Source organism: Streptosporangium sp. NPDC051023 (genome assembly GCF_040689595.1).
In the GTDB taxonomy this organism is placed as follows: Bacteria; Actinomycetota; Actinomycetes; order Streptosporangiales; family Streptosporangiaceae; genus Streptosporangium.
The window spans coordinates 1-18,700 of record NZ_JBFBCE010000093.1; the positions used below are offsets into that span (position 1 = coordinate 1).

30 protein-coding genes are annotated in these 18,700 nt (G+C 66.4%); all 30 read left to right on the top strand.

Annotated features, from left to right (window positions below):
* Positions 1–255: 255 nt before the first annotated feature.
* The 30 genes from AB0395_RS39540 to AB0395_RS39685 all read left to right on the top strand — a co-directional run bounded on the left by AB0395_RS39540 (position 256) and on the right by AB0395_RS39685 (position 18,649).
* Positions 256–735 carry a hypothetical protein gene (locus AB0395_RS39540; protein WP_366290591.1) on the top strand — a complete coding sequence of 160 codons (480 nt, stop codon included), beginning with the start codon at positions 256–258 and terminating at the stop codon, positions 733–735.
* Complete coding sequence (locus tag AB0395_RS39545) at positions 735–1,202, top strand: hypothetical protein (protein WP_366290594.1); 468 nt, start codon at positions 735–737, stop codon at positions 1,200–1,202. Before AB0395_RS39540 ends, AB0395_RS39545 begins: the two co-directional genes overlap by 1 nt.
* A 274-nt stretch (positions 1,203–1,476) precedes the next feature.
* Complete coding sequence (locus AB0395_RS39550; protein WP_366290597.1) at positions 1,477–1,797, top strand: hypothetical protein; 321 nt, start codon at positions 1,477–1,479, stop codon at positions 1,795–1,797.
* Positions 1,794–1,982, top strand: coding sequence for a hypothetical protein (locus AB0395_RS39555; protein ID WP_366290600.1), 189 nt, complete (start codon positions 1,794–1,796; stop codon positions 1,980–1,982). Before AB0395_RS39550 ends, AB0395_RS39555 begins: the two co-directional genes overlap by 4 nt.
* Positions 1,983–2,445: 463 nt before the next feature.
* The gene (locus tag AB0395_RS39560) at positions 2,446–3,150 is read left to right on the top strand and encodes a phage antirepressor KilAC domain-containing protein (RefSeq protein WP_366290603.1); all 705 of its coding nucleotides are present in this window, start codon (positions 2,446–2,448) and stop codon (positions 3,148–3,150) included.
* Positions 3,147–3,620 (top strand): hypothetical protein, encoded by a 474-nt coding sequence (locus tag AB0395_RS39565; protein WP_366290606.1) that lies wholly within the window; start codon positions 3,147–3,149, stop codon positions 3,618–3,620. Before AB0395_RS39560 ends, AB0395_RS39565 begins: the two co-directional genes overlap by 4 nt.
* 130 nt (positions 3,621–3,750) lie before the next feature.
* The gene (locus AB0395_RS39570; protein WP_366290609.1) at positions 3,751–4,020 is read left to right on the top strand and encodes a hypothetical protein; all 270 of its coding nucleotides are present in this window, start codon (positions 3,751–3,753) and stop codon (positions 4,018–4,020) included.
* The gene (locus tag AB0395_RS39575; protein WP_366290612.1) at positions 4,020–4,346 is read left to right on the top strand and encodes a DUF6221 family protein; all 327 of its coding nucleotides are present in this window, start codon (positions 4,020–4,022) and stop codon (positions 4,344–4,346) included. The genes AB0395_RS39570 and AB0395_RS39575 overlap by 1 nt, the downstream gene beginning before the upstream one ends.
* Positions 4,347–4,458: 112 nt before the next feature.
* Positions 4,459–4,812: a hypothetical protein gene (locus AB0395_RS39580; protein ID WP_366290615.1), complete on the top strand. Its 354-nt coding sequence runs from the start codon at positions 4,459–4,461 to the stop codon at positions 4,810–4,812.
* Positions 4,813–4,880: 68 nt separating this feature from the next.
* Entirely contained in the window at positions 4,881–5,450 is a 570-nt protein-coding gene (locus AB0395_RS39585; protein ID WP_366290618.1) for a hypothetical protein, read from the top strand.
* Positions 5,451–5,493: 43 nt separating this feature from the next.
* The gene (locus AB0395_RS39590; protein ID WP_366290621.1) at positions 5,494–6,642 is read left to right on the top strand and encodes a hypothetical protein; all 1,149 of its coding nucleotides are present in this window, start codon (positions 5,494–5,496) and stop codon (positions 6,640–6,642) included.
* A gap of 24 nt (positions 6,643–6,666) precedes the next feature.
* Positions 6,667–6,978, top strand: coding sequence for a hypothetical protein (locus tag AB0395_RS39595; protein WP_366290624.1), 312 nt, complete (start codon positions 6,667–6,669; stop codon positions 6,976–6,978).
* Complete coding sequence (locus tag AB0395_RS39600; RefSeq protein ID WP_366290627.1) at positions 6,968–7,669, top strand: hypothetical protein; 702 nt, start codon at positions 6,968–6,970, stop codon at positions 7,667–7,669. Before AB0395_RS39595 ends, AB0395_RS39600 begins: the two co-directional genes overlap by 11 nt.
* Positions 7,666–8,346 (top strand): hypothetical protein, encoded by a 681-nt coding sequence (locus AB0395_RS39605; protein WP_366290630.1) that lies wholly within the window; start codon positions 7,666–7,668, stop codon positions 8,344–8,346. The genes AB0395_RS39600 and AB0395_RS39605 overlap by 4 nt, the downstream gene beginning before the upstream one ends.
* Before the next feature lie 11 nt (positions 8,347–8,357).
* Positions 8,358–9,260 (top strand): NAD-dependent epimerase/dehydratase family protein, encoded by a 903-nt coding sequence (locus AB0395_RS39610; RefSeq protein ID WP_366290633.1) that lies wholly within the window; start codon positions 8,358–8,360, stop codon positions 9,258–9,260.
* The gene (locus AB0395_RS39615) at positions 9,248–9,523 is read left to right on the top strand and encodes a hypothetical protein (protein WP_366290636.1); all 276 of its coding nucleotides are present in this window, start codon (positions 9,248–9,250) and stop codon (positions 9,521–9,523) included. Before AB0395_RS39610 ends, AB0395_RS39615 begins: the two co-directional genes overlap by 13 nt.
* Positions 9,483–10,151, top strand: coding sequence for a hypothetical protein (locus AB0395_RS39620; protein ID WP_366290639.1), 669 nt, complete (start codon positions 9,483–9,485; stop codon positions 10,149–10,151). Before AB0395_RS39615 ends, AB0395_RS39620 begins: the two co-directional genes overlap by 41 nt.
* A complete protein-coding gene (locus AB0395_RS39625; protein ID WP_366290642.1) occupies positions 10,141–10,878 on the top strand; it encodes a hypothetical protein in 738 nt (245 codons plus the stop codon). Before AB0395_RS39620 ends, AB0395_RS39625 begins: the two co-directional genes overlap by 11 nt.
* Positions 10,826–11,140 (top strand): hypothetical protein, encoded by a 315-nt coding sequence (locus AB0395_RS39630; RefSeq protein WP_366290645.1) that lies wholly within the window; start codon positions 10,826–10,828, stop codon positions 11,138–11,140. Before AB0395_RS39625 ends, AB0395_RS39630 begins: the two co-directional genes overlap by 53 nt.
* Before the next feature lie 91 nt (positions 11,141–11,231).
* Complete coding sequence (locus tag AB0395_RS39635; protein WP_366290648.1) at positions 11,232–11,354, top strand: hypothetical protein; 123 nt, start codon at positions 11,232–11,234, stop codon at positions 11,352–11,354.
* Complete coding sequence (locus AB0395_RS39640; RefSeq protein ID WP_366290651.1) at positions 11,347–11,754, top strand: hypothetical protein; 408 nt, start codon at positions 11,347–11,349, stop codon at positions 11,752–11,754. Before AB0395_RS39635 ends, AB0395_RS39640 begins: the two co-directional genes overlap by 8 nt.
* Entirely contained in the window at positions 11,747–11,905 is a 159-nt protein-coding gene (locus tag AB0395_RS39645) for a hypothetical protein (protein ID WP_366290654.1), read from the top strand. Before AB0395_RS39640 ends, AB0395_RS39645 begins: the two co-directional genes overlap by 8 nt.
* A complete protein-coding gene (locus tag AB0395_RS39650; protein WP_366290657.1) occupies positions 11,902–12,093 on the top strand; it encodes a hypothetical protein in 192 nt (63 codons plus the stop codon). The genes AB0395_RS39645 and AB0395_RS39650 overlap by 4 nt, the downstream gene beginning before the upstream one ends.
* On the top strand, positions 12,090–12,263 hold the full coding sequence (locus AB0395_RS39655; RefSeq protein WP_366290660.1) for a hypothetical protein: 174 nt from the start codon (positions 12,090–12,092) through the stop codon (positions 12,261–12,263). The genes AB0395_RS39650 and AB0395_RS39655 overlap by 4 nt, the downstream gene beginning before the upstream one ends.
* Before the next feature lie 29 nt (positions 12,264–12,292).
* Positions 12,293–13,234, top strand: coding sequence for a hypothetical protein (locus AB0395_RS39660; RefSeq protein ID WP_366290663.1), 942 nt, complete (start codon positions 12,293–12,295; stop codon positions 13,232–13,234).
* A gap of 633 nt (positions 13,235–13,867) precedes the next feature.
* Complete coding sequence (locus tag AB0395_RS39665; RefSeq protein WP_366290747.1) at positions 13,868–14,323, top strand: bifunctional DNA primase/polymerase; 456 nt, start codon at positions 13,868–13,870, stop codon at positions 14,321–14,323.
* Between the two features lie 33 nt (positions 14,324–14,356).
* Positions 14,357–14,806 carry a hypothetical protein gene (locus tag AB0395_RS39670; RefSeq protein ID WP_366290666.1) on the top strand — a complete coding sequence of 150 codons (450 nt, stop codon included), beginning with the start codon at positions 14,357–14,359 and terminating at the stop codon, positions 14,804–14,806.
* Positions 14,807–16,471 (top strand): hypothetical protein, encoded by a 1,665-nt coding sequence (locus AB0395_RS39675; protein WP_366290669.1) that lies wholly within the window; start codon positions 14,807–14,809, stop codon positions 16,469–16,471.
* Positions 16,468–17,910: a phage portal protein gene (locus AB0395_RS39680; RefSeq protein ID WP_366290672.1), complete on the top strand. Its 1,443-nt coding sequence runs from the start codon at positions 16,468–16,470 to the stop codon at positions 17,908–17,910. The genes AB0395_RS39675 and AB0395_RS39680 overlap by 4 nt, the downstream gene beginning before the upstream one ends.
* Positions 17,885–18,649, top strand: a complete 765-nt coding sequence (locus AB0395_RS39685) for a hypothetical protein (protein WP_366290675.1) — start codon at positions 17,885–17,887, stop codon at positions 18,647–18,649. Before AB0395_RS39680 ends, AB0395_RS39685 begins: the two co-directional genes overlap by 26 nt.
* Positions 18,650–18,700 lie beyond the last annotated feature (51 nt).

Consider the following 18,700-nt stretch of genomic DNA (forward strand, 5'->3'; position numbering starts at 1 on the left):
CGTGTGCTCCGCGGCCGGCGCCTTCCCCGTGCACCCGCCGTGTTGAGCACCTCGGCGGCTGGTCCTGTTTCTGGCGAGGCCAGGACCAGCCGCCCACCAAGCGCACGCCGCCCCCGAGCGGTGTGCCCGCGTGACGCAGAGCTGGAGTCCCCCGACAACACGCTCGCCACGCACCGTGGTCCGACTCTCCTTGCAGGGGGTGCTCGGAGAGCCGGACCACACACCCCCAACCTCCAAACCCCCTGGAGAACACCCATGAAGGTCTACCTGGCGAGCAAAGGCTCGTACTCTGACTACCGAGTGGTCGGCATCTTCGCTCGTGAAGAGGATGCTGAAGCGTACGAACTCAGCGAAGACGTCGAGGAGTACGACGTCCACGAAGGACCCCAGGAAGTTCGGGCGTGGCGGAAGCTGAACTGGTACCCCGATCGGCCTGAACCGGAGTATGAGATCAACTGGTCATGGGGGCCAAGTAAGACACCCAACCCCTACGAGGACCCGCACCCAGAGCGCCGCGACTACGACGGGCACCCCAGCCGGGTTGAGCACCGGTGGGCCCGAGGCTGGGGCGAACGCGGTTCCGGCCACCTCGAGGTGTGCGGCTGGGAGATCGAACGGATCCGGAAAGTCTTTGGTGAGCTCCGCGCCCAGTGGCTCGTCAACAAGTCCCTCGGCATGGTGTGGGACGAAGGCAAGCTGGAGTGGGCCGCGCCTGAGCTTGAGGTGGAGGCCTGATGCGCATCCAAATCTTGACCCTGCCCTCGGTCGTCGTCGGCGAGGATGTCGAGGAGCCGTTCGCGCTCATCGTGGACCAGTGGCCCGAAGGCATCTCCACCAAGGACGACGAGACATGGCTGCGATTCGCTGACTCCTGCGGAGCAAAAGCCATCCTGGCGACACCGCAAACGGTCGAGGTCGTAGACCGATACGCAGACCCCGCCCTGACCGAGCCCGTCGAGTCACGGCGGTCGCTTATGGACGACCTGCCGCCCGAGGTGCGTCCCCTTGCTGCTGCCATCGGCATCCCCGGCCGTCCCGTGGACCTGCGAGAGCGTGCCCACGAGTGGATCGCAGGCTTCCTCGCAGCCTCGGATGAGGACCGGGTCAATTGCGTGGTGCTGATGCTGGGTGCTGCCGACGACGCGATCCGGTGCGTGGTGAACCACAAGCTCGCCGAGTCCCAGGAGGAGGCCGACGCATGATCACGCGGACCCATACGAAGACCTACACCCTCTATGACGCCTGGGCACAGACCATCCCCCACGAGCGAACCGATACGAGATCCCCCGCAGCTGCTCACGAGGGAGATCCATGCTGCGCACCGCAGTGCAGCGAGACACTGCGTGCTGACGAGGTTGTGTACTCTCCGACCCAGCTGACTCGCGATGACGCTGCCCCCGGCCGGGGGGAACCGTGGGTCTGCTGGCGTCACATCCACCCCAACGAGGGGCCAAACCGCATTCCACGGGCCACCTCGTGAAGCTGTTCTCTCGACGCCACCGGGGCTCCCAGGCCGAAGACTCGACCCCCACCTCTGGCGCGGGCTCCCTGGTCACCGAGAACGGCAACGTCGACTGGTATCCAGGAAATGGCTGGTCAGATGCTCCGCCGCCGTTGCCCTCAAGCCAGAGGCCGATATCCCGTCGGCCCACAGCCCGACAGGTCCTCACCTCCTCACTCTGGCGCCACGGGAACTTCGCTGAGGACCCCGACGAGGTAGAGAGGCTCGCGGACGCGATCCTGCTCGACCTCGACGAGGCCGGGCTGGAAGTCGTCGCCAAGGACGACGTCGAGTGAGCCGCGAATATGTCCGCGTGTCGGTCGGTGCGAGTCTGTCCTCCAGCACCGACGAGGAGATGCTCGCCCACCGCCACTTGTACGAACGCCTCGTCGAACGGGTCACCAAGGTCGTCGAGGACCCAGAGTTCGAGCCCATCCGGTCTGTAGTTCTGGGCAGCGGGCTGTACTGGCGGAGCTTTTGAGCAGTCTGTATAGCGATCTGCGAACCGCTGATCCGTTTTTCCCAGGTATTCCCGCTTCAGCTAGAACATTTTGTCGATGTTTCCGTCGAAAGAGCGTTCTATAGCCCAACATGCTGCGGGTACATCTGGGACAATTGAGGCACCAGCCTCTTCAACGCGAAGAGCCCCGGCGACTGCGTGAACAGTCCCGGGGCCTGGCCGATCTAACTCAAGGAGATCGACAGTGCACAACGGTACTTCCCCCCGCCCTGAGGATGACAACCGGGGCGCCAATCAGGGACTCCAGATCTTCGACAACGGAGAGTTCCACCTGGAGATCACTCCCGTGGGGGACAGCTTTATCGTCAACGCGCCCGGCTTGGCTCGCGCTCTCGGCATGCGGGACGCATATCGCCTTACCGAGTCCCTTCCGGAGGACGAGAAGGGGCGCACGCTGTCGTGTACCCCTGGCGGCGACCAGGTCATGTGGCACGTCACCGAACCTGGCCTCTATCGAGCGATCGGTCAGAGGCAGGCCACGCGAATCAAGAACCCGGACGTCAAGGACCAGGTCGTCCGGTTCCAGCGCTGGGTCTACCACGACGTCTTGCCATCGATCCGAAAGACCGGCCAGTACGGCCCGGCTCAGTTCAGCAAGGCTCAGCTCAGCCGCAAGGAACTGGCACGCCAGTGGTACGAGGCCGAGGAGCGCGCCGAGCTTGAGGCCGCCCGCGCTGACCGCGAAGCCGCCGGCCGAATGATCGAGGCGGCTGGACGTCGAGCAGCCGAGGAAGAGAACGCCGTGCTGGGGCCGAAGGCTGCTGCCGCTGATCACCACCGGTCCGCTGATGGGCTGATGACCTTGTCGGACTTCGCGAACAAGCTCAAGGCGTGGTCGATCCAGAACCTCGGTGTCCGCATCCTCCAGAAGGACGTCTTCGACTTCCTCGGCGAGATTGGCCTGATCTGCCGAGGCGACACGATCCGCAACAACCGTCCGAAGGCGTTCGCCACCGACAGGGACTTCATCCGGGAGAAGGAAACGGAGTACGAGGACAAGCACGGAGTCCTGCGTATCAGCTACTCCTCCCGCCTCACCCCGGCAGGTGACGGCTGGGCATGGGACCGGGCCGTAACGCGCCTTGAGCAAACGGGCTCTCTTCGCAAGCTCCTCGGCGGTGCCGCATGATTTCCGACGTCACGCTCTCCGTCACTGAGTCCAAAGGGCCGATCCTTCCTCGCGTCAACCGCTACACCGACCCAACTGGCGAGACGGTCGAGTACAAGAGCGAAGGACGAGCCACCCCGTGCCCCGGCTGCGGACAGCCGCCGGTCGAGGGCGAGACCATCACGAAGATCTTCTACCAGTGGTGGCACGGTGACTGCGGCGCCAAGCACCTCCGAGAAGCCGGAGCCAACTACGCATGGATCGCCCTCGGCCTCCAGCTGGAACGGGCACCGTCGAAGTTCACCAACGCCGAGACCAAAGCCATCGTCCGCAATCTGCTCCGCATGTGCGGCTCGTACGCCATCGCTGGCGAAGACGACGAGACAGAAGCCGACTACGTCGATGAGCCGGGGGGCTCGCCGAGCTTTCGGGTGATCGCCGGAGGCCGACATGACAAGCCCGACCCTTGGGCTTCTGCCGCCGTCGAGTAGCTCATGTTCTTCGGCCCGGCTCCTTGTCCGCGGGGTATGGGAGTCGGGCCGATCCAGTTCCCGGGCGGGTTGTCGTTCGCCGCGACTGGCGGCCCGCCCGGCACCAACCCCTGACCCCCTTGGAGGTCCAATGCCCCAGCGAGCGCCTGCTGTCGGCGACATCGTCCACTACGTGTCGTACGGCACCCCGGGAGGCGAGTACCCGAGCGTCTGCCGGGCGGCCATTGTGACTGCAGTGGACACCTACCAAGACGGTGTCGGCGGCGGTGGCCTCCACATCGGCCATGTGAGCCTCGCCGTGCTCAATCCCGAGGGCATGTTCTTCAACCGGAGTGTCTTGCAGGACGAGATGACAGAGGAGCCGCGCGGCGGCACCTGGCACTGGCCGGAGCGCGTCTAATGGAGCAGCACCCGATCGTCGCGTTCATCGAGGCGCGCCTCGCGGAGGACGAGGTGACGCTTTGCGAAGCAGGAGACGCGGAGTCGGCTCCGGGGGACCACAAGCTCTATGTCTGGGACGACGACTACCACCACAACACGGTCGTCATCCCCACCTCTCGCGCACGCCGTAAGATCGAGGCCAAACGGAAGCTCCTCGCCGCTCACCTCGACTACTACGGCGCGGACGACGACGAGGGCTACCCGATCCCCACGTTGAGCATCCTGGCTGAGGTCTGGTCGGACCACGAGGACTACGCCGCTCTCGTCGAGCAGGCAGCCACCTGAGCGCGTCCCGAGACTCCATACTCCGCTGACTGACCCCTGACCCCTGCACCACCCCGAGGGCCGTCCATGAGGGCGGCCCTTTCTCATGCCCACCTTCTCTGTCTGGAGCTCCGTGCCCGACCCCACGTACCTCGTTGCCGGTATCCGCACCATGCCGGAGTACATGACCTCCCCGGGTTACCGGAACTTCCTGACCTGGCTAGGGGGGCAGCGTCTCGACTTGCAGGGCCACGTCTACGAGTGGGCCACCGCGGCGTCCCTGCCGCCGGGCGGCCGGGTGTACGCCACTTACAAGACCCTCACCCTCTGGGACAACCCGGCGCGCGGCGTGGCCGCGGTGTACGACCTCGACGAAGACGGCGACCGGATCCCCGACGGGAACGGCAGCTACACCACGCACGACGAGGACGTCACCCTGACCTCGCTGCCGAGCAACACCGGTGTGATCCCCGGAGACCCCACCTGAACTTCCCCGCCCCTCCAGGGTTGACCCGTCCGGGCGGCCCTTCTCCTTGTATGCCCGGAGGTATCCCCATGAGCCGCGCCGACGTGCTGGAGTGGCACGCCCACGCCCGTGTTGAGAAGTGGGACGACGAGCAGGTCGCCTGGGTTCAGCGAGTGACTGGCGTCGTGGCCCCGGCCGGTGACCTTCTCGCCGCCCATATCGCCCCGTACGAGGTCATCGATGCCCCCGGCAACCTGCTGACCACAGCCGGACTGACCCGCCTGACGTCGCTGCTGACCGGAGGAGGAGGCCAGGCCGCAACCAACACCGCCACCCGCCTAGGCGTCGGTGACGGGTCGACCACCGCCGCGGTAGGCGACACGGACCTGTCGGCCGCGTCTGGCTCCACTCACCGGTACTTCCAGGTGATGGACGCCACCTATCCGCAAGTCGCGGCCGGTGTGGTCACCTTCAAGTCCACCTACGACGCCAGCACCGCGAACTTCGTCTGGTCAGAGTGGGGGATCGACATCGGCACGCCTACTGTCTCAGGCGGCACGACGGTGAACGCGGCCCTGCTCAACCACAAGTCGAGCGCCGCACTCGGGACGAAGTCCGGTGGCAGCTGGGCTCTGACGGCGACCATCACGCTGTCCTGATCACCACCACGCTCCGCCCAGTCCTGACCTCCTGGGAGGGCTGATGGCAACCCGGCGAAACCTCTGCCTCAACCCCGCCCTGGACGTAGACACCACAGGCTGGGGCGGCGGATCAACCCCAACCCGCGTCACCGTCAGCGGGTTCGACCGGACAAACGCCGCCGAGTACACCACCAGCGGCTCCTACTGCTCCACGGCGGCTACCGCCACCAACGCCGTCACAGTGGGTGCGACATACACCCTGTCGGCCTATGCGCGGGCGAACGTTTTCAACGTCAACAGCGGAGCCCTGTACGTCGAGTGGATCAACGCTGGCGGCGGCGGATTCGGCTACCCCAGCGCCGGGTTCACCTTGACCGCCAACACCGTGACCCGCCTCTCGATTACCGCGACCGCCCCATCCGGTGCCGTCGCCTGCAGGCTGATCCTCGACAGCATAAATTTTTCGATCAACCCCGCTGATTTCACGATGGTGCTGATCGAGGAGTCCGCGGCCCTCGGCACCTACTTCGACGGCAACACCGCGAACGCCGTTTGGGACGGCACTGCCGGCCTGTCCTCCTCCACCCTCACCGAGGGCCCCACCGCGGTCTCCAGCAGCGACACAGCTACAGGAGCCGATGCCGCGACCCTGGCGGCCGCCAGCTCCGCGACGGACACCAGCGTCGGCGCAGAGGCGGCCTCTCTGGCAGCGAGCCTGCCCGCCGCGGACACCGCCGCCGCGGTGGAGACCACCGGCCTGACCGCCTCCGCTACCACCGCCGACACCGGCACTGGGGCCGATACGGCGACGCTGAGCGTCTCCACAACCGTCACAGACACCGCCACGGCAGCCGATGTCGTCTCTCTTGCCGTGGCGACCTCAACCGCCGACACAGCGGTCTCCAGCGACACGGCAACTCTCACCGCGACCACTGCCACCGCCGACGCCGCCACTGCTGTAGAGACCGCCCTCGTCGGCCTGAGCGCAGCGGACACAGCCGCCATCGCCGACAGCGCATTTCTCGCCGCGGCCAGCACAGCAGCAGACCTCGCAACGGCAGCCGAATTCGCGACCGTCACCGTGACGGTCGCAACCGCCGATACCGGCACCGCCACCGAGAATGCCCACGCCCTGATACCCGGCCAGGACATCACGATCCGCCTCGGCCCGACTCGCCGCGGCTGGGCTGCCCGCTCCTCCCGCCGCTGACCACCCTGCTGGGAGGTGACGGGCATGGCGATCGAGAGCTGGCCCCGAGAGACCCGCGAATACCTGTCCGTGGTGGTGGAGGGCGACAGCGGTCTTAGCGCTCTCCCCGTCCAGATGGCTGTCCTGGCCTACGGTGTCCGTCCTACATCTGGTGACTGGCAGACCGCCGAATGGGACGTCGACGAGATGGACGGAGCTGTCGTCGCCAAAGTGAAGATCGGCCCAGGAACGGCCTTCGATTTCAGCGCGGCGCCCGGCCCCAAAGTCCCATGGGTGAAGGTCACAGCCTCCGAGGAGCTTTCCGTGCTCGAAGGAGAACCCATCCGTGTCACCTGAAAGGAGCGGCGTGGCCGACCTGCTGATCATCGTGCCGTCGCGAGGACGCCCAGGCAACATCGCAGCCCTGCACGACGCGTGGAAGGCCACCACAGCAGGCGCCGCCGCCCTCCTGGTCGCCGCGGATGAAGACGATCCCACCCTGGAGGACTACCGGTACTTGTGCCAGTCCCGAGGCGTTGAGTTGGTGGTAGGGCCGCGGCTGCGCATGTGCCCGACCCTCAGCGCCGTCGCGGTGGAGCGGGCGCCGCACCACTTCGCAGTCGGCTTCTTCGGCGACGACCACCGGCCCCGCACTCGCGGCTGGGACCGCCGCTACCTCGACGAGCTCCACGACCTCGGCACCGGCATCGTCTACGGTGACGACCTCCTGCAACACGACCGGCTGCCGACCCAGGTCGCCATGACCTCCGATATCGTTCAGGCGCTCGGCTGGATGGCGCCGCCCGGCCTGCTCCACCTGTGGGTCGACAACGTGTGGAAAGACCTCGGCCAAGCCATCGGCCGACTCCGCTACCTGCCGGACGTCGTCGTCGAGCACATGCACTATCTCAATGGCAAAGCCGCCGAGGACGACCGCTACCGGGAAGTCAACGACTCCGCGGCGGCCGAGGCAGACCGGCTCGCCTACGCCGCGTGGCTGGAGCACGACATGCCCGGCGACGTCGAGAAGCTCAAGGCCCTCCTGTGAGGCTGATCTCGTTCAGCCTGTTCGGCCCTCAGGAGTTCTACGCCCTCGGCGCGCTGGCCAACGCTCGAATCTGCGCCGACCTCTACTCGGACTGGATGTGCCGCTTCTACGTCGGCGACTCCATCCCTCAGGAGGCCCGCGACCAGCTGGCTGCCCACTCCAACGTCGAACTCGTCCCGATGCCTGGCATGCCGGAGAACTGGTTCTCCACGTTCTGGCGCTTCCACGCCCTCCGCGACGAGACGGCGGACGTGGTGATGTTCCGCGACGCCGACTCCCGCCCGTGCGTGCGTGAGCAGGCCGCGGTCCACGAGTGGCTCGCCTCCGGCAAGGAGTTCCATGCCATGCGAGACCACCCCGAGCATGACATGCCGATCCTGGCGGGCATGTGGGGCGCCAAGCGGGACGGCGCCCGCGCCGCCGCGGCGCTGCTGCCAGCCCAGCACGACGGTGTGGAACGCTGGCAGGCCGACCAACTGTGGTTGGCCCACCAGGTCTACCCGATCGCCAAACGGTCCCTGATGATCCACACCAGCCCCGCGAGCCCCCAGTTCGAACCGGACGGGTTCGACACCAAACGAGACTTCCCCACCCCCCGAGAGCCTGGCCGGTTCGTCGGCCAAGGCTTCTACGGAGACGACACCCTCCGCATCCCCGCCGACGCCCTACGCGTGTGAGGAGGCGACCCTTGCCCACTGCGCTCGTTACCGGCGGCGCCGGCTTCGTTGGCCGCCACTTCACCCGCGCCCTCGCCGAAGCGGGCTACGACGTCACCGCGTTCGACATCAACCCCCGCGGCGGCGTGCGCCTGCTGGACGCGAGGTCGTTCTTCTCCGCCAACACTGAGCGCTATGACCTCGTCGTCCACCTCGCCGCAGTCGTCGGCGGGCGAGCCAAGATCGAAGGCGAACCCCTGTCGCTCGCTGTAGACCTGGAGATCGACGCTGGCCTGTTCCAGTGGGCGCTACGCACCCGCCCAGGACGGATTGTCTACTACTCCTCCAGCGCCGCCTACCCCATCACGCTGCAGGGCGGCGATCCGCCGAACACGCTCGCCGAGTCCGACATCCGGTTCGACTACCCGCTCGGCGGCCCGGACCTCAGCTACGGCCTGGCGAAGCTCGTGGGTGAGCAACTCGCCGAGTACGCCGAGGCCGAGGGGCTCCGCGTCCACGTGTTCAGGCCGTTCTCCGGGTACGGCGAGGACCAGGCGCTCGACTACCCGTTCCCATCGTTCGCAGACCGGGCCAGGCGCCGTGATGACCCGTTCACGATCTGGGGCGACGGCACCCAGGTCCGGGACTGGATCCACATCTCCGACGTGGTCGCCGCGACCCTCTCGGCCGTCGACCACGACGTCCCAGGCCCGGCCAACCTGTGCACGGGGCGGCCGACCTCGTTCAACGACCTCGCCCGGATGTTCGCCGACGCCGCGGGCTACAGCCCAGACTTGAAGCACGTCCTGGCCGCACCGAAAGGCGTCGCCTACCGGGTCGGTGACCCCACCAAGATGCTGTCGTTCTACACACCCAAGATCAGCCTCGAAGAGGGCATCGACCGCGCACTGAAAGCTGGCCCGTGGCGATCGTGAACATCGCCGCGATCGACGCCCGCTTTTGGCTCTGCGGGGACGAGGACGGCGGCGTCGGCCTGCAGTGCCGCGCCTGCGATAGAGGCGGCCGACCGATCGCCTACTACGACCGCGATGACTCTTTTTACGGGGACGACCCCGAGGTGGAGAACGTCACGACGATCTTCGGCCTTCTGGCCGCCGCCAACTATCACGAGCGCACAGTGCATGGAGGCGAGCCGGTTGACCATTCCGATGATCGTCCTGACGAATGGCCGGGCTGACTGCATCATCCAGTCCCTGCCGTCCGCCACAGGCAGCGTCGTGGGCGTCGGCACGGTGACGATCGTCGACGACTCAGGCGACGCCGAATACCGGGCATGGCTGGCCGAGGAGTTCCCAGGCTGTGCTGTCGTCTCCGTTGCTGAGCAGGCAGCGGGGTACTGGCGAGCCATGCGCGCCGTCTGGGCCCTCGCCGCAGGCGCCCCTCACGTGTTCTTCGTTGAGGACGACTTCACGTTCAACCGGCCCGTCGACCTCGCCGAACTCGCCGCGGTCCTCGACACCTACGACCATCTCACCCAGATCGCACTGCTCCGCCAGCCCTGGTTCGGCAACGAGCACCACCACGGCGGTCTCATTGAGGCACTCGAAGCCGAAGGGCAGCTGTTCGAGGAGTGCACGGACGGCCATTTCTGGTGGATCGAGCACCGCGCCTGCTTTACCGGCAATCCGTCGCTGATTCCCGCCCGGACCTTCGCCAAGCCGTGGCCTGAGGGCGCCTGGTCGGAGAGCCGATTCGGCCGCGCCCTGTTCAAGAACCGTTCGGCCCGCGGCGCCTACTGGGGCCGCCGCAGCGACCCACCCGCAGTGACGCACATCGGACACGAGAGGGCAGGCTATGACTACTGACCCGACTGTCATGGTGGTCATCCCGTGGCGCCCCACCCAGGATCGGCAGTACGCCTACGACCTGACCGTGGCCCGGTACCGCGCCTTGCTACCCGACGCGATGATCCTGGCGGTCGACACCGACCACGAGCCGTTCTGTCTCGCCGGATGCCGCAACAAGGGCGTACGGCTGGCTGAGGATGCCGGATTCGACGTGGTGGTCCTGGGCGACGCCGACACCCTGCCCGAACAGGACCCGCTCCTGGAGGCAATCCGCAGCGCCGCCACCAGCGGCCTGGTGCATCTGCCGTACACCTCCTACCGGTCCCTCAGGCGCGACGGCACCGCCCAACACTGGGCGGGCGTGCCGCTGGAGGACTGCAACTACTTCGAGGTCCCTGGGGCCTGCTCAGGCGTGTACGTCACCACGCCAGCCACCTGGTGGGCGCACGGCGCCCAGGATGAGCTGTTCCTCGGCTGGGGCGGAGAAGACGCCGCATGGGCCGCGGCCCACCTGACGCTGCTGGGCGCCGAACCAGTTCGGCATGAAGGGCGGGTGTACTCCCTGCACCACGCCTCCGCCGTCAAGGAAGGCGAGCAGTACAGCGCGAACTTCGCCCGCATCTACCGCTACCACCAAGCCCAAGGCAACCCTGACGCGACGTGGGCGCTGATCCGCGAGGGGGAGGCGGGACATGGCGAACGGGCAGTGGGCCAACTCCACACGCAACCTGAGGCTGCCCTCTGACTGGAACAGCCGTCGACGCCCCGAGGTCTTCCGCGTCTACGGCGACATCTGTCACGTGTGCTGCGAGCCAGGCGCAGACGAGGTTGACCACCTGAAGCCGGGTGACGACCACCGCATCGAAAACCTGCGTCCCATCCACGGGCGCAACACACCCCAGCGCTGCCACCTCTACAAGTCCAGCTCTGAGGGCGGGAGAGCCAAAGCGGCCAAGCAGGGCCACCGTCAGCGTCCCGCTGAGAAGCATCCTGGCCTGCGGGACTGAACACCACCCAGAACCCTCCAGGTCGCTCCTGGAGGTATAGAGCCTCGGCGTCCTCGTGCGCCGAGGCTCTCGCCATTCACGAGGAGATGCCATGTCTGACCTGACTGCCGCCGTCAACGTGCGGATGGTCGCCCAAGTGGACCGGGAGTCCCTCGACGAGACGGTAGAGAAGGTGCGGCGATTTGTCAGCCCGGATGGTGCCGCCGATGACTGAGGCAGACGAACTCCGCGCCGAGATTGCCCGCCTTCGTGCTGGCGAAGCAGACGAGCCCGCCCCTGAGGACACCGGAACCCTGACTCCAGCCCAGTGGATCCGCAGATGGAACGACGTCAGCGCCGAACGCCGGCTCGCCTGGGCGGAATCGATCGCCATGGTCGCAGAGCAGGCGTCGCAGTGCTTCCGCATGCATCACAACGGGCTCGCGGAAGAGACTGAACGGCTCCGCGCTGACAACGTCCGCATGCGACTGCTCCTGACCCGCATCCTCGACATCCCCCGCAAGCCCGCTGTTTCCGAGCAGGAGGGCCAACTCGGACGTGCCTACACGCGCGGCTGGGAGTCCGTTATCCAGGCGATTGGCGCGGCGTTGTTCGCCGGAGACACGCATGTCTGAACCTGAGGACCCCATCACCCAGCTTGCCCAAGGCGCCGCCCAGCTTCACGAACTGTTCATGGCCTACGTCAACGCTGGCTTCACCGAGTCCCAAGCCCTCTACCTGATCGGCCAGATGATTCAGGCCAGCATCCGAGGCGCGACGGGATGAAGCTCGTCCATCACGCCCGCCATGAGTTCTGGTGGGCGGCTGAGCAGTGGTCCGGCCGCCTCTGGAGCCGAGTCTGCGCTGATGGCATCTCCTGTTGGCTGGACTGGCTACCCGCGTTCTGCATGCGGCGCCGCTACGCCGCTCAGCGTGCGCTACGGCCCGAGGCGTACTGGCCGAAGAAGCGATGACCGCCCCCGCCCTGATCGTTCTGCGCCCAGGCGACAAGGTCCTCGCCACCTTCGCCCAAGAACTCTCCGATGAAGAAACCCAGGCCATCGCCTCTACTCTCCGCCGCTCTTTCCCGGGCGTGACCTTCACCGTCATGTCGGGCGTCACGACCATTTGCGTGCAGAGCTAGGCGACCCACACCACCCACTGGAGGTGACCATGGGGCGCCACAGCGCCAACACCTGGAACGAACATGACCACCCTCGGGACCTTGACGGCACGTTCGCCCATGGGGGAGGTGGTGTCCGCAAGCCAGCGACCTCTAGCCGCGGCATGCCGAACATCCTCACCGGCTCCGACATCCCCACCCGCAAGGGCGGCGAGATCGCCCTTGACCGTCACGTAGACGGCAGCCTTACCATCACCACCAAGACAGGCACGGCACGCCTGGGCCCGAATGACATCTCTAACCTCAAGCACGCAGTACGCGACATCAACAGCGAGGCTCACGACCCCGGCTTTGAAAGCTGGATCAAACGCGTTGACACCGACGCTGATGGGCGCCCAAAGCTCGCGCACGTCATGATGCTCCGCAAAGAAGACGACGACACATACTCGCTGCGGGTAGGCCCGAACGACTCGCCCTCCATAGCCGAACTGCAAAACGCCCCCGCCCTCCAGCTCAGCAGCAAAGACCTCGACAAGATCGACGACTCCTTGCGTCGCATGGACGCAGCCAGTCGCGTCGACACCGGATACGGCGACCTCGACGTCTACATGACCGACGACAACAAGTTCGCCTTCAGGCACCTTGGAGACGACGGCCGCCCCGTCGAGGTTGTCTTCGACAAGAAGTCCTTCGCAAAACTCGACAGGGCCACCAACGTGGTTGTAGAAGGCTTCGACGACAGTGACCCCACAGGCCCCGACGAAGGCGTCACCCACGTAGACGTCACCACCAACGTCGGCAAGGTCAGAGTCGAACAACTCGGCGAATGGCGAGGCAACAGCCCAGAAGACCGCTTCAAGATCACCCCGGTAGGGCACGACAACTGGGGCATTTACGTCGAAGGAACCCACCAAAAAGAGTTCGACGCCGCATGGGAGAAAGCCGCCAACGCAGCAGAGATGGCTGGCTTCTTCAACCGATACGACTACTAACCCCCACACCAAGGCCTGACCACCACAACCCTGGATACCGAACAGGCAAGAGGTGAGCACTATGCCACGCACCCAAAGCAACGCAGCAACTCTGCGACGTTACTGGAGCACAGGAGAAGGCGGACGCTCCATCAAGTGGGGAACCAAGGGCGACTTCACCCGATGCACCGAGAAGCTCAGCAAGTACCTAGGCCCCAGAGCCAAGGGGTACTGCGCACGCCTCCACCACACCAACACCGGTATGTGGCCCGGAGACCGACGTAACCAGTAACCCCAACATAACTACACACAGCAACCAAAAATGTCTGATTCGTGCCCACCCTGGGGGATTATCCCCCCATGCCCGGCAAGGCGAAATCGGCAGGTATACGTGCCGGGATTCTGTACGGCTCTGGGACTTGCGGTGATGACCGAGCGTTACCGTGGTGGATCGAGCGGGATCTTCTTCTGTGCAGCTCAGAGCTTTTATTCGTTACATTGCCTCGCTAGGCTGTGCACATGCAGTCAACGGTTGGGCGGTGTGCGAGGTGTGGCGAAAGGCTGCCGATCGGCGGCCGGGGTCGCATCCCGACGTACTGCTCGACCCGCTGCAGGGTCGCCGCCCACCGGGACCGTCACCCTGTGCCGAAGGCCATGCGGGATGAGGCGCGGTGGGTGCGCCACTCCAAGAAGAAGGTCCCGCTTCAGGTGTCACGGCGGGCGGCGTCCTCGACTGACTCCGCCACGTGGAGCTCGTACAAACGCGCAAAGAAGTCGAGGGTGGGCGTCGGCCTCGGCTTCGTGCTGAACGGTGACGGCATCGTCTGCCTCGACCTGGATCACTGCATCATCGACGGCAGAGCGGCGCCGTGGGCGCGGGAAATCCTGGCCCGGCTGCCGCGCACCTACGTCGAAGTGTCGGCGTCCGGCACGGGCTTGCACATCTTCGGCCGCGGCCATGTCCCTGTCGGCCGGCGTATCCGGCGTGAGGACGGCGCGCACATTGAGGCGTACGGGAATGGCCGGTTCATCGCTGTGACAGGCGACCGGTTCGAGTCCGCTCCTTCTGTTCTGGCTGACCTGTCTGGGGTTCTCACTGAACTGATCTAACCCACTCGCATGTCATTGGAGGTGATTCCTCCGATGGCTGGAGTAGGTCCCGCGCCGAAGGACCCCTCGCGGAGGGCGCGACGCAACAAGGATTCGCACGCACAGACGGTGCTGCGGTTTGAGAAGGCCGACCCGCCGGACTTGCCTGAGGACATCGACTGGCACCCGCGCACGCACGAGTGGTGGGAGGTGTGGAAGCGCTCCCCGCAGGCCGAGGTGATGTCCGAGACGGACTGGTCCTTCCTGCTCGACACGGCACTTATGCACCATGCGATGTGGTCGAAGGGGCAATGGACCCTGGCGGCTGAAGTTCGCTTGCGGGTGGCCAAGATGGGCGCCACCCCCGAGGACCGCGCCAGGCTTCGCATGGTGTTCGCCGACGCAGACGAGAAGGACGCCAAGAGGCCCGAGAGGCCGAAGTCGGAGAGCCGGTACGCGAACCTGCGGGTGCTGCCGTCCCGGCAGGCCGACGAGGGCTCGTAGATGCCGTGGCGTGGCCCCCGCTATCCGGGGGAGCTGCCGACGCTCGGCTACATCGTCCTGGATTGGATGACGACGCACCTGATCGTCCCGGACGGGCCGAGCGCCGGGGATCCGCTGGAGCTTACTGATGAGCAGGCGCAGTTCATCCTCGACTTCTACGTGGTGGATCCGAACTTCTCCGGCCCGGCGGTGAAGGGCCGACACCTGGACAACGCCCGCCGGATCCGGCGAGCTGTCCTGTGCCGGCCGAAGGGTTGGGGTAAGTCGCCGCTGCTGGCCGCGCTGACCCTGACCGAGGCGCTCGCCCCTGTTGTGCTGGACGGGTGGGGCGCCGATGGGGAGCCGGTGGCGCGCGAGTGGACCTCGATGGGCTTCAAGGCCAAAGCGCAGATCGTCGCAGTCAGCGAGGATCAGACGGCAAACACCTGGGATCCGCTACTGGAGATGGCGCGCAACGGGCCTGTCTACGACGCCTACGACATCGAGCCGATGGAGTCGTTCGTCAACGTGCCACGCGGCCGGATCGAATTCACCACGTCGGCGGCGACCTCCCGCGAGGGCTTCCGGCCGATCTTCGCCGTGATGGACCAGACGGAGTCGTGGACGCCGACGAACGGCGGTAGGAAGCTGGCCTCCACGCTGCGGCGCAACCTGACGAAGGTGAACGCGTCGTCGGTGGAGAGCCCGAACGCGTTCATCCCCGGCGAGGACTCCGTGGCGGAGAAGTCGTGGGAGGCGTGGCAGAACCAGCAGGCCGGGAAGCTCAAGGGCGACGACGGCATCCTGTACGACCATCGTGAGGCGCCCGCCGACACGGAGCCAGAGGACAAAGAGTCCCTGCTCGCGGGCTTGGCGGTGGCGTACGGGGATTCGGCCGACGTGAACGGCGGCTGGGTCAATCTGGAGCGGGTTCTTCAGGACTACTGGGACCCCGACACGGAGCCCTCCGACGCGCGCCGCTTCTTCCTGAACCAGATCACGCACGCCACTGACTCGTGGCTGTCTCAGCCGGAGTGGGCGGCGTGCGCTGACGCGACGAAGGTCGTGGCGGACGGAGAGCGGATCACGCTCGGCTTCGACGGTTCTCGGCACAGGGAACGTGGTGTCACTGACGCGACGGCGCTGATCGGGTGCCGTGTCTCCGATGGGCACCTGTTTGAGATCGCAGTGTGGGAGCAGCCTGACGGTCCTGCTGGCCGGGACTGGTGGGTGCCGATTGTCGAGGTCGAGGCCGCAGTGCGTAGCGCGTTCTCGAAGTACAAGGTGATGGGCTTCTACGCCGACCCCGCAGCCGACTGGCGGTCGTATGTTGCGGATTGGGAGTACACCTACGGCCGACGGCTGAAGGCCCGCTCCAGCATGCAGCATCCGATCGAGTGGTGGATGAACCGCACCAACCTGGTCGTGCGGGCGCTGGAGCAGCTGCACGCCGCGATCATCAACGGCGAGCTCACCCACGATGGCTCGTTCGCGCTGACCCGGCACATGCTGAACGCTCGCCGGCGCAGCTCCCGCTCCGGGTTGCAGATCGCCAAGGAGCATCCGACCAGCCGCAGGAAGATCGACGCCGCGATCGCCGCGATGCTCGCCTGGCAAGCACGTGTGGATGCCGTTTCCAAGGGGCTGGGACGTAGAGGACAGGGACGGGCGGTGGTGCTGCGATGACCGCAACGATCCCCGACCTGCCGCTGCTGACCCTGTCAGATGACGAGCAGAACCTGCTGATGGCCCTGCGGGGCGAACTGCTGTCGGATCGGTTTCGACTGGAGTTGCGGGACTGCTACTACAACGGCGAACAGCGGGTCCGCGACCTGGGGATCTCGATCCCGCCGCAGCTGCGGGGCCTGCACACGGTCATCGGGTGGCCGCAGATCGGCGTGGACGCCTTGGAGCAGCGCCTCGACATTGAGACGTGGCGGTACAAGGACGCCCCGAACGAGTCCGGTGAGCTGGCGGACATCTGGGAGCCGAACGAGCTCGTCGCGGAGTCTCAGCTCGCTCACTTGGACTCGCTGATCTATGGCCGGTCGTATGTGGCGGTCGGGTCCGGTGACTGCGGGTCGGATGACTGTCCGCCGTTGATCTCGGTGGAGTCGCCGCTCGACATGACTGTCTTCTACGACGCGAGGGCTCGCGCGGTCACCTCGGCGCTGAGGCTGTACCGGCTGGGCGACGACGACGCAGCAGTGCTGTACCTGCCAGACGTGTCGATCCATGTGGTGGCGGCTTCTACCGGGTGGGAGGTCATCGACCGAGACGAGCACGAGCTCGGCGTGGTGCCGGTGGTGCGAATCTCCAACCGGCAACGCACCGCGGACCGGGTAGGCCGCAGTGAGATCACTCCTGCGGTCATGAGCATCACGGACGCGGCGTGCCGGACCCTCATGGGGATGGAGGTCGCCAGAGAGTTCTACGGCGCCCCCCAGCGGTACATCTTGGGTGCGAGCGAGTCGGCGTTCCAGGACGCCGAAGGCAACCCGCTCTCAGCCTGGGAGACCTACCTCGGGCGCGTGCTCGCACTCGAGCGCGACGAAGATGGCGAGGTCCCGCAGGTTGGCCAGTTCGCCGCCTACGACCCGTCAGTGTCGACCCGCATTGTCGACCTGTACGCGCGGATCATGGCGACCCAGCTCGGGCTACCGCCGCACTACCTGGGCTACACCACCGACAACCCCGCCTCAGCCGACGCGATTCGCTCTACCGAGGCGCAGTTGGTCAAACGAGCTGAGCGTAAGCAGGGCCTGTTCAACACGCCGTGGGCTCAGGTTCTCCGCCTTGCCCTGCTGATCAAAACCGGTGAGCTGCCGGATCGGGCCCGCCGGATCGAGACGGTGTGGCGCAACCCGGCCACCCCGACCATGGCGTCTCAGACGGATGCCGCGGTCAAGCTCGTGCAGCAGCAGATCCTGCCAGCGGACTCCGACGTGACGCTGGAAATGGTCGGTCTGACCGAGGGGCAGCGGCAGCGTGTCCACGCTGACCGGCGCCGGTCCGCAGGTCGGCAGGCGCTGGCCGAGGCCGGTAACGCGATCGCCGCCAATCGCCGGGAGCGTGCTCGCCCGGAGGTGACGGTCGCTGATGACGCAGCAGGAACGGGCAGCTGAGTACCAGGATGCCCAGCGCGCTTTGTCGGCCCAGTTGGTCGAGGAGATGGCTCCGCTGTGGGAGCTGATCCGCCTCGGAGCGTTCGCGACTACCGTCCCGGCGTGGATTGAGGCAGTCCTCGAACTGCTGCGGCGGTTCGCTGGCATGTCCGGGACGCTCGCCGCAGACCACTACGCCGACGAACGGGACACCGCCGGGGTTCGCGGGATCTTCCAGCCCACCCCGGCGGAGATCCCGCCCGGCAAAGCCGAGGCGTCGCTGAGGTGGGCCGTCAAGGACCTGTGGATCTCCAAGGCAGACAATCCACCTCCGATTGAGGAACGTCTCGCTGCGGCCGAGGAGAAAGCTTCGGGCGTCGCTCAGAAGATCGTGGCGGATGTAGGGCGCGACACGATCGTCCAGGCGATGGGCGAGGACCCCGAGGTTCTGGGCTGGGGGAGAACCACAGGCCCAGACGCCTGCTTCTTTTGTGCGCTCATGGCATCCAGAGGGCCGGTTTACGAGTCCGAGGAAACCGCTGGCGGGTCCGCGAACGATCAGTTCGAGGGCGAAGGCAAGTACAAGTTCCACGACCACTGCGATTGCACGGTCTACCCCGTTTTTCGAGGTCAGCGGTGGGAGCCGCCTGCCTACGTCGACGAGTGGGACCGGCTCTACACCGTCTCCACCGGGTCCGAGCGCGGCACCCAGGCCAAGCTCCGCGCCTTCCGGCGCGCGTTCGAGGGCCGCGAGGACTAACCACTGACTCCCCGCCGCGCGGCGGGTGATTTCCCCCTGGCCGTAGCCGCG

Excerpts from the sequence above, each read along its gene's own strand:
- AB0395_RS39575 (WP_366290612.1), top strand. The coding sequence starts at position 4,020 with ATGGAGCAGCACCCGATCGTCGCGTTCATCGAGGCGCGCCTCGCGGAG.
- AB0395_RS39670 (WP_366290666.1), top strand. The coding sequence starts at position 14,357 with ATGGCTGGAGTAGGTCCCGCGCCGAAGGACCCCTCGCGGAGGGCGCGA.
- AB0395_RS39565 (WP_366290606.1), top strand. The coding sequence starts at position 3,147 with ATGATTTCCGACGTCACGCTCTCCGTCACTGAGTCCAAAGGGCCGATC.
- AB0395_RS39650 (WP_366290657.1), top strand. The coding sequence starts at position 11,902 with ATGAAGCTCGTCCATCACGCCCGCCATGAGTTCTGGTGGGCGGCTGAG.
- AB0395_RS39655 (WP_366290660.1), top strand. The coding sequence starts at position 12,090 with ATGACCGCCCCCGCCCTGATCGTTCTGCGCCCAGGCGACAAGGTCCTC.
- AB0395_RS39590 (WP_366290621.1), top strand. The coding sequence starts at position 5,494 with ATGGCAACCCGGCGAAACCTCTGCCTCAACCCCGCCCTGGACGTAGAC.
- AB0395_RS39675 (WP_366290669.1), top strand. The coding sequence starts at position 14,807 with ATGCCGTGGCGTGGCCCCCGCTATCCGGGGGAGCTGCCGACGCTCGGC.
- AB0395_RS39570 (WP_366290609.1), top strand. The coding sequence starts at position 3,751 with ATGCCCCAGCGAGCGCCTGCTGTCGGCGACATCGTCCACTACGTGTCG.
- AB0395_RS39640 (WP_366290651.1), top strand. The coding sequence starts at position 11,347 with ATGACTGAGGCAGACGAACTCCGCGCCGAGATTGCCCGCCTTCGTGCT.
- AB0395_RS39660 (WP_366290663.1), top strand. The coding sequence starts at position 12,293 with ATGGGGCGCCACAGCGCCAACACCTGGAACGAACATGACCACCCTCGG.
- AB0395_RS39625 (WP_366290642.1), top strand. The coding sequence starts at position 10,141 with ATGACTACTGACCCGACTGTCATGGTGGTCATCCCGTGGCGCCCCACC.
- AB0395_RS39595 (WP_366290624.1), top strand. The coding sequence starts at position 6,667 with ATGGCGATCGAGAGCTGGCCCCGAGAGACCCGCGAATACCTGTCCGTG.
- AB0395_RS39645 (WP_366290654.1), top strand. The coding sequence starts at position 11,747 with ATGTCTGAACCTGAGGACCCCATCACCCAGCTTGCCCAAGGCGCCGCC.
- AB0395_RS39540 (WP_366290591.1), top strand. The coding sequence starts at position 256 with ATGAAGGTCTACCTGGCGAGCAAAGGCTCGTACTCTGACTACCGAGTG.
- AB0395_RS39630 (WP_366290645.1), top strand. The coding sequence starts at position 10,826 with ATGGCGAACGGGCAGTGGGCCAACTCCACACGCAACCTGAGGCTGCCC.
- AB0395_RS39545 (WP_366290594.1), top strand. The coding sequence starts at position 735 with ATGCGCATCCAAATCTTGACCCTGCCCTCGGTCGTCGTCGGCGAGGAT.
- AB0395_RS39680 (WP_366290672.1), top strand. The coding sequence starts at position 16,468 with ATGACCGCAACGATCCCCGACCTGCCGCTGCTGACCCTGTCAGATGAC.
- AB0395_RS39665 (WP_366290747.1), top strand. The coding sequence starts at position 13,868 with ATGCGGGATGAGGCGCGGTGGGTGCGCCACTCCAAGAAGAAGGTCCCG.
- AB0395_RS39685 (WP_366290675.1), top strand. The coding sequence starts at position 17,885 with ATGACGCAGCAGGAACGGGCAGCTGAGTACCAGGATGCCCAGCGCGCT.
- AB0395_RS39585 (WP_366290618.1), top strand. The coding sequence starts at position 4,881 with ATGAGCCGCGCCGACGTGCTGGAGTGGCACGCCCACGCCCGTGTTGAG.
- AB0395_RS39635 (WP_366290648.1), top strand. The coding sequence starts at position 11,232 with ATGTCTGACCTGACTGCCGCCGTCAACGTGCGGATGGTCGCCCAAGTG.
- AB0395_RS39560 (WP_366290603.1), top strand. The coding sequence starts at position 2,446 with ATGTGGCACGTCACCGAACCTGGCCTCTATCGAGCGATCGGTCAGAGG.